This is a genomic window from Klebsiella sp. 10-1 (assembly GCF_009758445.1).
GTDB lineage: Bacteria > Pseudomonadota > Gammaproteobacteria > Enterobacterales > Enterobacteriaceae > Klebsiella > Klebsiella scottii.
This window is the reverse complement of the sequence record NZ_WQRE01000002.1, coordinates 433,670-447,645: the sequence shown is the minus strand read 5'-3', so window position 1 is coordinate 447,645 and position 13,976 is coordinate 433,670. Positions and strand designations below refer to the sequence as shown.

At 56.7% G+C, this 13,976-nt stretch carries 15 protein-coding genes, 1 tRNA gene and 1 pseudogene; 13 read left to right on the top strand and 4 right to left on the bottom strand.

What is annotated here, in order from left to right; genetic code table 11:
• Positions 1 to 22: 22 nt before the first annotated feature.
• Positions 23 to 751 carry a MurR/RpiR family transcriptional regulator gene (locus GO007_RS10190; RefSeq protein WP_095099220.1) on the bottom strand — a complete coding sequence of 243 codons (729 nt, stop codon included), beginning with the start codon at positions 749 to 751 and terminating at the stop codon, positions 23 to 25.
• Between the two features lie 49 nt (positions 752 to 800).
• Here GO007_RS10190 and yqfB point away from each other — a divergent pair, with 49 nt between their 5' ends.
• Both yqfB and trhA read left to right on the top strand, forming a co-directional pair.
• A complete protein-coding gene (gene yqfB, locus GO007_RS10185) occupies positions 801 to 1,112 on the top strand; it encodes a N(4)-acetylcytidine aminohydrolase (RefSeq protein ID WP_095099218.1) in 312 nt (103 codons plus the stop codon).
• 160 nt (positions 1,113 to 1,272) lie between these two features.
• Positions 1,273 to 1,932: a PAQR family membrane homeostasis protein TrhA gene (gene trhA / locus GO007_RS10180; RefSeq protein WP_095100095.1), complete on the top strand. Its 660-nt coding sequence runs from the start codon at positions 1,273 to 1,275 to the stop codon at positions 1,930 to 1,932.
• Between the two features lie 101 nt (positions 1,933 to 2,033).
• Here trhA and ygfZ read toward each other — a convergent pair whose 3' ends face one another.
• Entirely contained in the window at positions 2,034 to 3,017 is a 984-nt protein-coding gene (ygfZ, locus tag GO007_RS10175; protein ID WP_095099216.1) for a tRNA-modifying protein YgfZ, read from the bottom strand.
• Between the two features lie 369 nt (positions 3,018 to 3,386).
• Between ygfZ and sdhE the strand changes: the two genes are divergently transcribed.
• A complete protein-coding gene (gene sdhE, locus GO007_RS10170; protein ID WP_095099214.1) occupies positions 3,387 to 3,653 on the top strand; it encodes an FAD assembly factor SdhE in 267 nt (88 codons plus the stop codon).
• Positions 3,634 to 4,044 carry a protein YgfX gene (locus tag GO007_RS10165; RefSeq protein ID WP_095099212.1) on the top strand — a complete coding sequence of 137 codons (411 nt, stop codon included), beginning with the start codon at positions 3,634 to 3,636 and terminating at the stop codon, positions 4,042 to 4,044. Before sdhE ends, GO007_RS10165 begins: the two co-directional genes overlap by 20 nt.
• Positions 4,045 to 4,074: 30 nt before the next feature.
• Here GO007_RS10165 and fldB read toward each other — a convergent pair whose 3' ends face one another.
• Positions 4,075 to 4,596, bottom strand: a complete 522-nt coding sequence (fldB, locus tag GO007_RS10160) for a flavodoxin FldB (RefSeq protein WP_095099209.1) — start codon at positions 4,594 to 4,596, stop codon at positions 4,075 to 4,077.
• Between the two features lie 158 nt (positions 4,597 to 4,754).
• On the opposite strand from fldB, the gene xerD reads away from it, so the two are divergent.
• From xerD to lysS, 5 genes are all read left to right on the top strand, one after another.
• Positions 4,755 to 5,651: a site-specific tyrosine recombinase XerD gene (xerD, locus tag GO007_RS10155; protein WP_095099202.1), complete on the top strand. Its 897-nt coding sequence runs from the start codon at positions 4,755 to 4,757 to the stop codon at positions 5,649 to 5,651.
• 23 nt (positions 5,652 to 5,674) lie between these two features.
• Positions 5,675 to 6,388, top strand: coding sequence for a bifunctional protein-disulfide isomerase/oxidoreductase DsbC (gene dsbC, locus GO007_RS10150; RefSeq protein ID WP_095099199.1), 714 nt, complete (start codon positions 5,675 to 5,677; stop codon positions 6,386 to 6,388).
• A gap of 5 nt (positions 6,389 to 6,393) precedes the next feature.
• The gene (gene recJ / locus GO007_RS10145) at positions 6,394 to 8,127 is read left to right on the top strand and encodes a single-stranded-DNA-specific exonuclease RecJ (RefSeq protein WP_095099197.1); all 1,734 of its coding nucleotides are present in this window, start codon (positions 6,394 to 6,396) and stop codon (positions 8,125 to 8,127) included.
• A gap of 122 nt (positions 8,128 to 8,249) precedes the next feature.
• A protein-coding gene (prfB, locus tag GO007_RS10140) for a peptide chain release factor 2 (protein ID WP_143350158.1) occupies positions 8,250 to 9,348 on the top strand; the annotation gives its coding sequence in 2 pieces (ribosomal slippage) (positions 8,250 to 8,324 and positions 8,326 to 9,348; 1,098 coding nt in all).
• Between the two features lie 9 nt (positions 9,349 to 9,357).
• Positions 9,358 to 10,875 (top strand): lysine--tRNA ligase, encoded by a 1,518-nt coding sequence (gene lysS, locus GO007_RS10135; RefSeq protein ID WP_095099195.1) that lies wholly within the window; start codon positions 9,358 to 9,360, stop codon positions 10,873 to 10,875.
• A 91-nt stretch (positions 10,876 to 10,966) separates the two neighbouring features.
• On the opposite strand, the gene idi is transcribed toward lysS, so the two are convergent.
• Entirely contained in the window at positions 10,967 to 11,518 is a 552-nt protein-coding gene (idi, locus tag GO007_RS10130) for an isopentenyl-diphosphate Delta-isomerase (RefSeq protein WP_095099193.1), read from the bottom strand.
• Positions 11,519 to 11,787: 269 nt separating this feature from the next.
• Here idi and actS point away from each other — a divergent pair, with 269 nt between their 5' ends.
• The 4 genes and pseudogenes from actS (at position 11,788) to GO007_RS10110 (ending at position 13,975) form a co-directional block, all read left to right on the top strand.
• Positions 11,788 to 12,507, top strand: coding sequence for an amidase activator ActS (gene actS, locus GO007_RS10125; protein ID WP_095099190.1), 720 nt, complete (start codon positions 11,788 to 11,790; stop codon positions 12,505 to 12,507).
• Between the two features lie 80 nt (positions 12,508 to 12,587).
• Positions 12,588 to 12,661, top strand: a tRNA-Gly gene (locus GO007_RS10120).
• Between the two features lie 544 nt (positions 12,662 to 13,205).
• Positions 13,206 to 13,728 (top strand): annotated as a pseudogene (locus GO007_RS10115) (DUF2778 domain-containing protein).
• On the top strand, positions 13,706 to 13,975 hold the full coding sequence (locus GO007_RS10110; protein WP_095099186.1) for a hypothetical protein: 270 nt from the start codon (positions 13,706 to 13,708) through the stop codon (positions 13,973 to 13,975). The pseudogene GO007_RS10115 and the gene GO007_RS10110 overlap by 23 nt, the downstream one beginning before the upstream one ends.
• The last annotated feature ends 1 nt before the right edge of the window (position 13,976 follow it).

Genomic DNA, 13,976 nt, shown 5'->3' with positions numbered 1-13,976 from the left:
TCGAAAAAACAGGGTGTTATTTTCAGGCTATTTTGCGGGCTAATTTACGCCCCAGACTTTCAAGAATATAAATAACCGGAATTTGCGTCGTAATATCGTAGACGCCGCCGATGCGCGTTTGCGGTATGTGCCAGGAGAGGTTGAAATCAGCCAGCTTCGCCAGCCGCGAGTGTTCGTGGCTGGTTATCGACATCACTTTACAGCGATGCAGGCTGAACTGGCCGGCAAAGCGCAGGATCTCTTCGGTTTCACCGGAAACGGAGAGGACGATTGCCAGCGCGTTGCGCGCCATATCGTTAGTCACCGGAAAATAGGGATCGTCGATATGGTTGCTGAATTTCCCGACGTTGGAGAAGAACCGTGCGCCATATTTCGCCAGCGCGCCGGAGGTTCCGGCACCGACGAAAATAATACGCTCTGAGGCGAGGATAATATCCACAGCGCGTTCGAGTAAATCATCAAATTCATCGTTATTGACGCTTTTAAAAAAGCTCATAATTTCGCTGGCGCCGATATTTGCCTGTTGAGGCTCATTCTGCTCCAGATATAATTTAAAGCGTATGCGAAACTCTGAGTACCCCTCACACTGCAGCTTGCGGCAGAAACGCAGCACGGTGGTGGTGGAAACGCCGGCGGCTTCCGCCAGCTCGCGGATGGTCATATACATCACTTTGTCACGATTCTTAATGACGTAGTGGTAGACCATCATCTCAAGATTATTGAGACTGGCAATAGCGGCGTGGGAGAACATACTCACAGTAATAACTCACAATTCAGAATGACCAGGACGGAATGATATCATGCAGCCGAATGACATAACCTTTTTTCAGCGCTTTCAGGACGACATCCTTAGCGGCCGCAAAACGATCACCATCCGCAATGCCGCGGAGTCGCATTTCAAAGTCGGGGACGTGCTGCGCGTCGGGCGCTATGAAGATGACGGCTATTTTTGCACGATTAGCGTGGTCGCAACCTCAACGGTAACCCTGGCGACGCTGAGCGAACGGCATGCACAGCAGGAAAATATGACCCTCGCGCAGCTGCGGCAGGTCATCGCGGAGATCTACCCGGATGAAGACCAGTTTTATGTCATTGAATTCAAACTGCTTTGATAAATAGCGAACGACTGTTAGGTGAAATTTTGATGTAACATTATGATTTTAAACTACTTACAAATATTCATCGTTTTATTTTAGCTAACAGGTGTTCACTGGAATCATTCTCAGTTACCCTAGGTGAGCGTTGAAAGCTTTCACGTTTTCGGAGTCAAATATGGTTCGCAAACCATTAATCACCCAGGGATATTCTCTGGCAGAGGAAATTGCCAACAGCATCAGTCACGGGATTGGGCTGGTGTTTGGTATCGTTGGCCTGGTGCTGCTGCTGGTGCAGGCGGTGGACGCTAACGCCAGCGCTATGGCGATTACCAGCTACAGCCTCTACGGCGGCAGCATGATTTTGCTGTTCCTCGCCTCTACGCTTTATCACGCGGTTCCGCATCAGCGGGCGAAGCTATGGTTGAAAAAATTCGACCACTGCGCCATTTATCTGCTGATTGCGGGTACCTATACTCCTTTTCTGCTGGTGGGGCTCAACTCGCCGCTCTCGCGCGGCCTGATGATCGTTATCTGGAGCCTGGCGCTGCTGGGGATCTTGTTTAAGCTGACCATCGCGCACCGCTTTAAAATTCTGTCTCTGGTCACCTATCTGACGATGGGCTGGCTGTCGCTAATCGTGGTTTATCAGCTGGCGATTAAGCTGGCGGTTGGCGGGGTGACGCTGCTGGCGGTCGGGGGGATCGTCTATTCGCTGGGGGTTATCTTCTACGTCTGCAAGCGGATACCCTACAACCATGCCATCTGGCACGGCTTTGTTCTCGGCGGCAGCGTTTGTCACTTTCTGGCGATCTATCTGTACGTCGGGCAGGTTTAAATAAATCAGCCTGCCCGGGCGCGGCGAAGGTTTGGTCGCGTGGGTCGCGTGGATAGTAGCGTCAGCGCAGAGCGCTGGCGCCATTATCCGCGAACGGAAAGCTACTCTTCTTCCAGCGAGTACGGCAGCGGGGTGATGCTTAACGTTCCGGCATCATCGCGTACGCGGAACACGCTGTCCGCCTCCATGTCGTTATTCATCACCACCTGTACCAGCAGATGACCATCATCTAACTGTACGGCGGCCAGCACGGTGCCGGTTCGGCGCCAGTTCTCGCCCATCTGCAGCTCAAGATCTTCCCCGGCCTGCGGAACGCGGCTGGCTTTCCCGGTCAGAGACCACAGCGCCCGCTTGTTGGCTCCGCGGAATTTTGCCCGGGCGACCATCTCCTGCCCGGTATAGCAGCCTTTTTTAAAGCTGATGCCGCCCAGCGCCTGTAGGTTGGTGGCCTGCGGCAGAAACTGCGCGCTGTTGGCGCTATCGATGACCGGCAAACCCGCTTCAATATTTAGCGCCAGCCACTGCTGGCTATTATTCAGCTGCGCATCGCTGCGCAGGGCTTCGGTCACCCGGATGGCGGTCTCAGCGTCGGTAACCAGCAGGAAACGTTCCGCCGGATGCGCAAACCACAGCAGGCTGGTCGCGCCGTCGGTAACCACCTGCTTATCGGCATTCGGCAGTTCGCTGAACAGCGGAGCCAGCGCGGCGCGGGCCTGGAAACCGGCGACGCCCAGCAGGACGTGTTCATCATCCGCGGCGATGGTCACTTTAGAGAACACCGCGTACTTTTTCAGTTCGGTCAGCTGCGCGTCGCGCAGGCTGCGGCGCTCAATCCACGCGAAGCCACCGTCGCGGTGAAACACGCGCAGGTTGCTCCACATTTTACCCTTGGCGTCACAGTGCGCGGCCAGCAGGTGGCGATCGTCAGTCAGCGCGCTGACATCAGCGGTGATCTGCCCCTGCAGATATTTCTCCGCATCCTGACCGGTGATTGTCGCCAGCGCCCAGTCATCCAGGGTCATCAGCGTTAACGGCAGCCGCGCGGAAGAAGAGGGCTGACGTGGAGGAAAAGGTGTAAAAGCCATAGTCATGTCCTGAATAGCTTAACGCAGAGTGAATGACTAATGGTAAAAGAGCTATGGTGCAATGCAAGCGCTTTCGGCAGGCCATTTGTGCCCTAAGGGCGTAAGGAGGCGAACGAAGGAAATGGATAAAACCATAATAAATTTACGGTTTTTGTGGAATGCTGCTCGCGCTTCTCGATAATGCTGTAAAGTAAGTGCTAAAAACGGGTTAAACTAACCTATAGCCTAAATAATTCGAGTTGCAGGAAGGCGGCAAGTGAGCGAGTCCCCAGGAGCTTACTCGGGTAAGTGACTGGGGGGAACGAACGCGGCTAACGCACATGCAACTTGAAGTATGACGGGTATATCCCTTTACGCTGGAAGGATAACATGGACATTAATAATAAAGCCCGCATCCACTGGGCATGCCGCCGGGGTATGCGTGAACTCGACATCTCCATTATGCCGTTTTTCGAGTATGAGTACGATACGCTCAGCGATGAAGACAAGCTGCTGTTCATCCGGTTGTTAGAAAACGACGACCCGGATCTGTTCAACTGGCTGATGAATCACGGCGAACCCTCCGACGCGCAGCTGCAGCGGATGGTAAAATTAATCCAGACTCGGAATCGGGAACGTGGTCCTGTGGCAATCTGATTTACGCATTTCCTGGCGTTCGCAGTGGTTCTCGCTGCTGCTCCACGGCGTGGTGGCGGCTATCGTCCTGCTGATGCCCTGGCCGCTCAGCTACACCCCGCTATGGCTACTGCTGCTCTCTCTGGTGGTGTTTGACTGCGTACGCAGCCAGCGGCGGATCCACGCCTGCCAGGGAGAAATAAAGCTGATGACCGATTCCCGACTGCGCTGGCAAAAAGCGGAGTGGGAGATCGTCGGCATACCGTGGGTGATCAACAGCGGGATGCTGCTGCGTCTGCGCCATACGCAAACGCGTCGCAGCCAGCACCTGTGGGTGGCGGCTGATAGCATGGATGCGAGGGAGTGGCGCGATTTGCGCCGGCTGGTGTTGCACAAACCGGCGCAGGACTAAGAGCCTGGCGCGTCAGGCTCGCCGCTAAAATCAGGCGAACTGTTCGGCCATTTCCCCAAGGATTTGCTCGCACCAGCTCTGGATACGATCGTCGCTCAGGTCATACTGGTTCGTTTCATCAAGCGCGAGGCCAACGAACAGTTGGCCATCGGCGACGATCGGCTTCTGGCTGGTGAACTCATAGCCTTCGGTCGGCCAGTAGCCGATAAACTTCACGCCCCGGGTAGCCAGCCTGTCGTGCAGCATGCCCAGCGCGTCGAGGAACCACTCGCCGTAGCCCAGCTGGTCGCCCATGCCGTACAGCGCCACTATCTTATCCTGCAGATCCAGCGTCCCGAGCTGCGGCCAGATAGCCTCCCAGTCTTCCTGAATCTCGCCGAAATCCCAGGTCGGGATGCCGAGGATCAGCACGTCGTAGCGGGTCATCAGCTCAGGGGAGTCATCTTTCAGATTGTGCAAGGTCACTAATTCAGGGCCGATAATATCGCGGATTTTCTCCGCAGCCATTTCGGTGTAGCAGGTACTGGAACCGTAAAAAAGGCCTATGTTCATTGCGTAAACATCTCAATTCATGCTGTGACTTTGCGTCTAGTCTACCAGAAAGGTGATGATACCCGTCATACTTCAGGCAGCCCGTCGCCGCCGTTTTTGTCCAGTCGTGCGGCTTATTTGGGTATACTGGGGACGATTTAACGAGCAAAGAGGCCGATGTGGAACAGGATCTGGCACAAATCGAACAGTTTCTTGATGCCCTGTGGCTGGAGCGCAACCTCGCGGAAAATACGCTGAGCGCCTACCGTCGGGACCTGACGATGGTCGTGGAATGGCTGCATCATCGCGGGCTGACGCTTGTCAGCGTCAGCGGGGAGGACCTCCAGTCGCTGCTGGCCGAAAGGCAAACCGGCGGCTATAAGGCCACCAGCACCGCGCGTTTGCTAAGCGCGGTGCGCCGTTTTTTCCAGCATCTGTATCGGGAAAAAATCCGTACCGACGATCCCAGCGCGCTGCTGGCGTCGCCAAAGCTGCCGCAGCGTCTGCCGAAAGATCTCAGCGAAGCGCAGGTGGACCGCCTGCTGCAGGCGCCGCTGGTGGAGCAGCCTCTGGAGCTGCGCGACAAGGCCATGCTGGAGGTGCTGTATGCCACCGGCCTGCGCGTCTCGGAGCTGGTGGGCCTGACGATGAGCGATATCAGCCTGCGCCAGGGCGTGCTGCGGGTGGTGGGGAAAGGCAACAAAGAGCGGCTGGTGCCGCTCGGCGAAGAGGCGGTGCTGTGGGTTGAGAACTACCTTGAGTACGGACGTCCCTGGCTGCTGAACGGCGTAGCTTCCGATGTGCTCTTTCCCAGCCAGCGCGCGCAGCAAATGACCCGACAGACTTTCTGGTATCGAATTAAGCACTACGCGGTGCTGGCGGGGATCGACAGCGCGAAGCTCTCCCCGCACGTTTTACGTCACGCGTTTGCGACGCATTTGCTAAATCATGGCGCTGACCTACGCGTGGTGCAGATGCTGTTAGGACACAGCGATCTCTCGACGACGCAGATTTACACCCACGTGGCGACCGAGCGTCTGAGACAACTTCATCAACAGCACCACCCGCGGGCGTGAGTGCTGAATAAAAAGGATTGAGTATGAAAAAAGGTTTACTGATGTTCACCCTGCTGGCGGCAACGCTCTCCGGCGCAGCGCACGCCGACAGCGCGACGATCAAGCAGTCGCTGGCCAAGCTGGGCGTGCAGAGCACGGACATTCAGCCTTCGCCGGTTAGCGGCATGAGCACCGTACTGACCGACAGCGGCGTGCTGTACGTGACCGACGACGGTAAGCACGTAATTCAGGGACCGATGTATGACGTCAGCGGCGCCCAGCCGGTTAACGTCACTAACTCGCTGCTGGTGGGTAAGCTGAACGCGCTGGAAAAAGAGATGATTATCTATAAGGCGCCGCAGGAAAAACACGTCATCACCGTCTTTACCGATATCACCTGCGGCTACTGCCACAAGCTGCATGAAGAGATGAGCGACTACAACGCGCTGGGCATCACCGTTCGTTACCTGGCCTTCCCGCGCCAGGGGCTGCAGAGCCAGACGGAGCAGGATATGCAGGCCATCTGGTGCGCCAAAGATCGCAATAAAGCCCTGGATGACGCGATGGGCGGCAAAGGCGTACAGCCGGCCAGCTGCGGCGTGGATATCAGCAAGCACTACACGCTTGGCGTGCAGTTCGGCGTCAACGGTACGCCGGCAATGGTATTGAGCAACGGCTACGTGCTGCCGGGCTATCAGGGACCGAAAGAGCTGAAAGCCTTCCTCGATGAGCATCAAAAACAAACCAGCGGTAAATAATTCGCGTGAAACAACAGACACAACTGCGCCGCCGTGAGGCGGCCGATGGCGCGGAGCTTCCCGCCGACCTTTCGCCGCTGCTGCAGCGGCTCTACGCGAGCCGCGGCGTACGCAGCGCGCAGGAACTGGAGCGCGGCGTTAAAGGCATGCTGCCGTGGGCGCAGCTGAACGGCATCGATAAAGCCGTGGAGATGCTCTACGACGCCTTCCAGCAGGATTTGCATATTGTAATCGTCGGCGATTTTGACGCTGATGGCGCCACCAGCACCGCCCTGAGCGTGCTGGCGCTGCGCGCGCTGGGCTACGGCAACGTCTCCTATCTGGTACCGAACCGTTTTGAAGATGGCTACGGTCTGAGCCCGGAAGTGGTCGATCAGGCCCACGCCCGCGGCGCGCAGATGATTATGACCGTCGACAACGGCATCTCCTCGCATAGCGGCGTCGATCGCGCGCACGATCTGGGGATCCCGGTGGTGGTTACCGATCACCACCTGCCGGGCGACACGCTGCCGGCGGCGGAAGCTATCGTCAACCCGAACCTGCGCGACTGCGGCTTCCCGTCAAAATCGCTGGCCGGAGTCGGGGTGGCGTTTTACCTGATGCTGGCGCTGCGCACCTTCCTGCGCGATAAAAACTGGTTCGAAACGCGGGGAATTGCCGCGCCTAACCTCGCGGAGCTGCTGGATCTGGTCGCGCTGGGAACGGTGGCTGACGTGGTGCCGCTGGATGCTAATAACCGCATCCTCACCTGGCAGGGGCTGAGCCGCATTCGGGCGGGCAAGTGCCGTCCGGGGATTAAGGCGCTGCTGGAAATTGCCAACCGCGACCCGCAGAAGCTGGCGGCCAGCGATCTCGGCTTTGCCCTTGGCCCGCGGCTGAACGCGGCGGGAAGGCTGGACGATATGTCGGTCGGCGTGGCGCTGCTGCTGTGCGATAACGCCGGCGAAGCGCGGGTGCTGGCCAACGAGCTGGATGCCTTGAACCAGACGCGCAAAGAGATTGAGCAGGGGATGCAGGCGGAAGCGCTCACGCTGTGCCAGCAGCTTGAACGCAGCAGTGAAGCGCTGCCCGGCGGGCTGGCGATGTATCACCCGCAGTGGCATCAGGGCGTGGTCGGTATCCTGGCCTCGCGAATTAAAGAGCGTTTTCACCGCCCGGTTATCGCCTTCGCGCCGACGGGCGACGGGCTGTTAAAAGGCTCCGGCCGCTCTATCCAGGGGCTGCACATGCGCGATGCGCTGGAGCGTCTCGACACGCTGAACCCGGGGCTGATCCTCAAATTTGGCGGCCACGCGATGGCGGCAGGGCTGTCGCTGGAAGAGGCCCGCTTCGAGGAGTTTCAGCAGCGCTTCGGCGAGCTGGTGACCGAGTGGCTGGACCCCGCGCTGCTGCAGGGGGAGGTGGTTTCCGACGGCCCGCTGGACGTCGGGGAGATGAGCATGGAGGTGGCGCAGATGCTGCGTGAGGCCGGGCCGTGGGGGCAAATGTTCCCGGAACCGCTGTTCGACGGCCGTTTCCGCCTGCTGCAGCAGCGTCTGGTGGGCGAGCGACACCTCAAGGTGATGGTCGAGCCGGTTGGCGGCGGGCCGCTGCTGGACGGGATTGCCTTTAACGTCGATACCTCGATTTGGCCGGATAACGGCGTGCGCGAAGTCACTCTGGCCTATAAGCTCGATATCAACGAGTTTCGCGGCAACCGCAGCCTGCAGCTTATCATTGACCATCTTTGGCCGGTCTGATGAAAAAACCGGCAACAAAGAGGCCGCCTGAAGGCTGAAGTGTGTATAAAAGAGAGCGGGGATCCGGTACAATTCCGCTCTTATCACCGCATTTTGACCAATCCATTAAAAGAAAATCGATCATGTTTGAAATAAATCCGGTAAAAAACCGTATTCAGGACCTCACGGAGCGCTCCGACGTTCTCAGGGGGTATCTTTGACTATGATGCTAAGAAAGAGCGTCTGGAAGAAGTAAACGCCGAGCTGGAACAGCCGGACGTGTGGAACGAACCCGAGCGCGCACAGGCGCTGGGTAAAGAGCGTTCTTCACTGGAAGCCATCGTTGACACCCTCGATCAGATGTCCCAGGGCCTGGAAGATGTTTCCGGCCTGCTGGAGCTGGCTGTCGAAGCCGAGGACGAAGAGACCTTCAACGAAGCCGTCGCCGAGCTTAACGTGCTCGACGAGAAGCTGGCTCAGCTTGAATTCCGCCGCATGTTCTCCGGCGAGTACGACAGCGCCGATTGCTACCTCGATATTCAGGCCGGCTCCGGCGGCACCGAAGCGCAGGACTGGGCCAGCATGCTGACGCGCATGTATCTGCGCTGGGCCGAAGCGCGCGGCTTTAAGACCGAAATTATCGAAGAGTCTGAAGGCGAAGTGGCGGGCATCAAGTCCGTGACCATCAAGATTATCGGCGATTATGCCTACGGCTGGCTGCGTACCGAAACCGGCGTTCACCGCCTGGTACGTAAGAGCCCGTTCGACTCCGGCGGCCGTCGCCATACCTCCTTCAGCTCCGCGTTCGTTTACCCGGAAGTCGATGACGATATCGACATCGAGATCAACCCGGCGGACCTGCGTATTGACGTTTACCGTGCCTCCGGCGCGGGCGGTCAGCACGTTAACCGTACCGAATCCGCGGTGCGTATTACCCACATTCCAAGCGGGTTAGTCACGCAGTGCCAGAACGACCGTTCACAGCACAAAAACAAAGACCAGGCCATGAAGCAGATGAAAGCCAAGCTTTATGAACTGGAAATGCAGAAGAAAAATGCCGAGAAGCAGGCGATGGAAGATACCAAATCGGACATCGGCTGGGGCAGCCAGATCCGTTCTTACGTGCTGGATGATTCCCGCATTAAAGATCTGCGCACCGGGGTGGAAACCCGCAACACTCAGGCGGTGCTTGACGGCAGCCTGGATCAATTTATCGAAGCAAGTCTGAAAGCAGGGTTATGAGGAACCAACATGTCTGAACAACAAGCACAGGGCGCTGACGCGGCAATTGACCTTAATAATGAACTGAAAAGCCGTCGTGAAAAGCTGGCTGCGCTGCGCGAGCAGGGTATTCCGTTCCCGAACGATTTTCGTCGTGACCATACCTCTGACCAACTGCACGCTGACTTCGATGCGAAAGAAAACGAAGAGCTGGAAGCGCTGAACGTTGAGGTCTCGGTGGCTGGCCGCATGATGACCCGTCGTATCATGGGTAAAGCCTCCTTCGTGACCCTGCAGGACGTCGGCGGCCGCATTCAGCTGTACGTGGCGCGTGACGATCTGCCGGAAGGCGTCTACAACGAGCAGTTCAAAAAGTGGGACCTCGGCGACATCATCGCCGCGCGCGGCAAGCTGTTCAAAACCAAAACCGGCGAGCTGTCTATCCACTGCACCGAGCTGCGTCTGCTGACCAAAGCCCTGCGCCCGCTGCCGGACAAATTCCACGGCCTGCAGGATCAGGAAGCGCGCTATCGCCAGCGCTACCTGGATCTGATCTCCAACGACGAATCCCGCAACACCTTCAAAGTGCGCTCGCAGATCCTGGCCGGCATTCGCCAGTTCATGGTCGGTCGCGGCTTTATGGAAGTTGAAACCCCGATGATGCAGGTGATCCCAGGCGGCGCCTCCGCCCGTCCGTTCATCACCCATCACAACGCGCTGGATCTGGACATGTACCTGCGTATCGCGCCGGAACTGTACCTCAAGCGTCTGGTTGTCGGCGGCTTCGAGCGCGTGTTCGAGATCAACCGTAACTTCCGTAACGAAGGCATCTCCGTACGCCATAACCCTGAGTTCACCATGATGGAACTCTATATGGCGTATGCGGACTATAAGGATCTGATCGAGCTGACCGAATCCCTGTTCCGTACCCTGGCGCAGGATATTCTCGGCAACACCGCGGTGCCTTATGGCGATCAGACCTTTGACTTCGGCAAGCCGTTTGAAAAGCTGACCATGCGCGAGGCTATCAAGAAATACCGTCCGGAAACCGAGATGGCGGATCTGGATAACTTCGACTCTGCGAAAGCGATTGCCGCCGCCGTCGGCGTCAAGGTTGAGAAGAGCTGGGGTCTGGGCCGCGTTGTGACCGAGATCTTTGAAGAAGTGGCCGAAGCGCACCTGATTCAGCCGACCTTCATCACCGAGTACCCGGCTGAGGTTTCTCCGCTGGCGCGTCGTAACGACGACAACCCGGAAATCACCGACCGCTTTGAGTTCTTCATCGGCGGACGTGAAATCGGTAACGGCTTCAGCGAGCTGAACGATGCTGAAGACCAGGCGCAGCGTTTCCTCGATCAGGTGAACGCCAAAGCCGCCGGCGACGACGAAGCGATGTTCTACGACGAAGACTACGTGACCGCGCTGGAGCACGGCCTGCCGCCGACCGCTGGCCTGGGCATTGGTATCGACCGCATGGTGATGCTGTTTACCAACAGCCATACCATCCGCGACGTGATCCTGTTCCCGGCAATGCGCCCGGTTAAATAAGACCGATCGCGAATGATAAAACCCCGGCCTGCGTGCCGGGGTTTTTTATTGGTGCGCCGCGATCCTGCGCGATGGCCGTATGAGGCGAAGCTCAGCTCAGTGACGCAACGTATTTTTGCAGCGCCGTGCGGGCGTCCTCATCCGTGGCCTCCAGCACCATCCACGGGCTGAAGGCCCACGGCGTTATCGCCAGCGCGTTTAGCAGATCCTCCAGCCTGCACCATTGATAGTCCATAACCTCATCGCTATTCGGCCGCAGCGGGCCGGTGACGCGGGCGGCGTATACCGGGCAAACTTCGTTCTCGACGATGCCGTTGGGGGCGACGGCCCGGTAGCGGAACCGAGGCGCGACCGGCGCGATGCCGGTAATTTCGATGCCGAGCTCAAAGCGGCTGCGCCGCGTGACGGCCTGCTCGAACGTTTCGCCCTCCTGAGGGTGCCCGCAGACCGAATTGGTCCACACGCCCGGCCAGGCTTTCTTCTCCAGCGAACGCCGGGTGACCAGCAGCTGGCCCCGTTCATCAAACAGCCAGCAGGAAAACGCGAGGTGTAGTGGGGTATCTAAGGTGTGAGCGGCATACTTTTCCAGCATGCCGGCTGGCTTATCCTGCTCGTCCAGCAAAATGACGTGTTCCCCGGTCATGACGACTCCTGAAAATAAAAAATGACCCGGTACAAACCCGCCGGGCCATGTACTCAGGCCGTTAGGGTAGATCATTTGCGGACGAAAGGCATTATCAAAACAAGCCCAGGCTCCTCGCGGACGGCGGGAAGGCGCTATATTGGCCGCTTTCCGCCGGGCGTTTAATCCTTAAGGATAAGAGGCGTATCGATTGGGGATCCGGCTATGGGCTGGTATGATATTCGTCCATTCTGACGAGGTGAGAGTTTGTGTTGAGTGCAGGACGCCTGATGAGAAAACGCTTTTATATCACGATGATGTTGGTTAGCAGCCTGGTGATTGCCGGATGCTCCAGTTCATCTGATTCTGGTTCCGCCTATACCGTCAAACGCGGTGATACGCTGTACCGAATTTCCCGCACCACCGGCACCAGCGTCAAAGATCTGGCCCGGCTGAATAATCTTTCGCCGCCTTATACCATTGAAGTGGGACAGCGCCTGAAGCTGAACAGCGCATCGGGAGCGAGCGCCGGAAAGGCCGCTAAGAAAAGCAGCGCGACCCGCACCGCTGCGGCTAAGTCGCCGGCCGCCCTGCCGCCGGTATCGTGGCCGCCGGTAGGACAGCGCTGCTGGCGCTGGCCGACCAGCGGTAAGGTCATCCTGCCTTATTCCTCAAACGATGGTGGCAATAAGGGAATTGATATCGCCGGTACGCGCGGCCAGCCGGTGTATGCGGCCGGAACGGGGAAGGTGGTGTACGTCGGCAGCCAGCTGCGCGGCTACGGTAATCTGATCATGATTAAGCACAGCGATGATTACATCAGCGCCTATGCGCATAACGATAAAATGATGGTCAATAACGGCCAGAGCGTGAAGATAGGCCAGCAGATCGCCACGATGGGCAGCACCGATGCCGACTCCGTGCGTCTGCACTTCCAGATACGCTACCGGGCAACGGCCATCGATCCGCAGCGCTATTTACCGCCGCAGGGCAGTAAGCCTAAGTGCTAACGGGTTATTTTATCAGCAGTTAGCATGGTTCAGTCTTGTCAGACGGTGCGTAAGGTCTATAATGACCCTCGCACCTCTTTGCGGGCGTAGTTCAATGGTAGAACGAGAGCTTCCCAAGCTCTATACGAGGGTTCGATTCCCTTCGCCCGCTCCAGATCTCCTGCATCATCAACAAGTTAGATTATTCAGTTAGTTACGTTGCCCTGCTTTACAGGTACAACTTTAACTACCCGTTGAACTACGCCCGCACCTGTCGCGTGATTGGTCTGTGGTATATGGGGAGCATACCACCACGCTGGCGGTGGTTCCGGGTTCTTACCGCGATAGCACAACAACGAACAAAAAGCCGTATACCTGGCCTGGCACAATTCCCGAAGCAGATTGATTACATGCATTTAAGCCCGATGTGTGGCTCTATGAGCCACGTAAACAGGTGAATAGTGGAACGCCCCGGTAGCTACAGAACCGGCTCTGCCAACGCTTCGCTCACGCTCCTAACGGTACACGAGCACCCGATAAGGCGTGATCCCTCTGGCAATCTGATGAAGTCGCTACGCTCCACTTGTCTCCTTACCACTAACGGGGCTTTATGGCTTCTATTGCCTAAAATCAGAAATTTCTTTGAAGATATCTTTCCCGTATCCGATTGCGTAGGTGTACGATTAACGATCAATACCTATGTTAAATAAAGGGTTATTGTGGCTCTACAAGGAAAGTTGATACTGAACGGGGCAGATTATGCACCTTTCAACCTGTACGGCGTGGGTGTGTTCATGGCCCACTCTGGCAAAGGCATATATCGCAATAAGGGCGGCTGTGGAGCCGTACCCGATAATGGCCCGATTCCACCTGGCAAATACTGGATAGTTGAACGTGGATCAGGTGGTTTAGGATCGTGGGCGAAGGCTAAAGCGCAAGACTTATTCAATAAGATGTACTACGGAACCGAGTTTGGGCGTGATGAATGGTTTGCTTTGTATAAGGATGATTGGGGCATTGATGATGGTACCTGGATAAACAATGTTCACAGTGGATTGTTTCGGCTTCACCCTGGCACTGTCTCTGAAGGTTGCATAACGATAGCTCATAGCTCAGATTTTGCCACCATCCGAAACGCGCTATTAAATAAACACATCCCCTATTCAGGTTCCCTGTATGCGTTCTCTTATGGCTCGTGGTTGGGTTGAGGTGGTAGCCAATGGCTCGAACACTTGCCCGTAGAGTTATCAAAGTAGCATTTTACATCCTTTTATCTTTGGTTGTTGGTCGCACACTCGGAAATCCTGAAACATGGATGAGCCATGAACTAGCCAGCCAGATTGGGCATATAGTTTACGGGCCTGGAGAGGTTGGAGCCGACAACTTTTATGATCTCTATTTTTATATATCTGTAATCGTTGTTTTTTCTATAACAACTGTTCTTTACCGTTTAACAATGATGTTACTTAGAAAAATAAGGAGCAAATAAA

Bases quoted from the DNA above. Each gene is read 5' to 3' on its own strand.
- GO007_RS10190 (WP_095099220.1), bottom strand. From the start codon at position 751: ATGTTCTCCCACGCCGCTATTGCCAGTCTCAATAATCTTGAGATGATG.
- yqfB (WP_095099218.1), top strand. From the start codon at position 801: ATGCAGCCGAATGACATAACCTTTTTTCAGCGCTTTCAGGACGACATC.
- trhA (WP_095100095.1), top strand. From the start codon at position 1,273: ATGGTTCGCAAACCATTAATCACCCAGGGATATTCTCTGGCAGAGGAA.
- ygfZ (WP_095099216.1), bottom strand. From the start codon at position 3,017: ATGGCTTTTACACCTTTTCCTCCACGTCAGCCCTCTTCTTCCGCGCGG.
- sdhE (WP_095099214.1), top strand. From the start codon at position 3,387: ATGGACATTAATAATAAAGCCCGCATCCACTGGGCATGCCGCCGGGGT.
- fldB (WP_095099209.1), bottom strand. From the start codon at position 4,596: ATGAACATAGGCCTTTTTTACGGTTCCAGTACCTGCTACACCGAAATG.
- dsbC (WP_095099199.1), top strand. From the start codon at position 5,675: ATGAAAAAAGGTTTACTGATGTTCACCCTGCTGGCGGCAACGCTCTCC.
- lysS (WP_095099195.1), top strand. From the start codon at position 9,358: ATGTCTGAACAACAAGCACAGGGCGCTGACGCGGCAATTGACCTTAAT.
- idi (WP_095099193.1), bottom strand. From the start codon at position 11,518: ATGACCGGGGAACACGTCATTTTGCTGGACGAGCAGGATAAGCCAGCC.
- actS (WP_095099190.1), top strand. From the start codon at position 11,788: ATGAGAAAACGCTTTTATATCACGATGATGTTGGTTAGCAGCCTGGTG.
- GO007_RS10110 (WP_095099186.1), top strand. From the start codon at position 13,706: ATGGCTCGAACACTTGCCCGTAGAGTTATCAAAGTAGCATTTTACATC.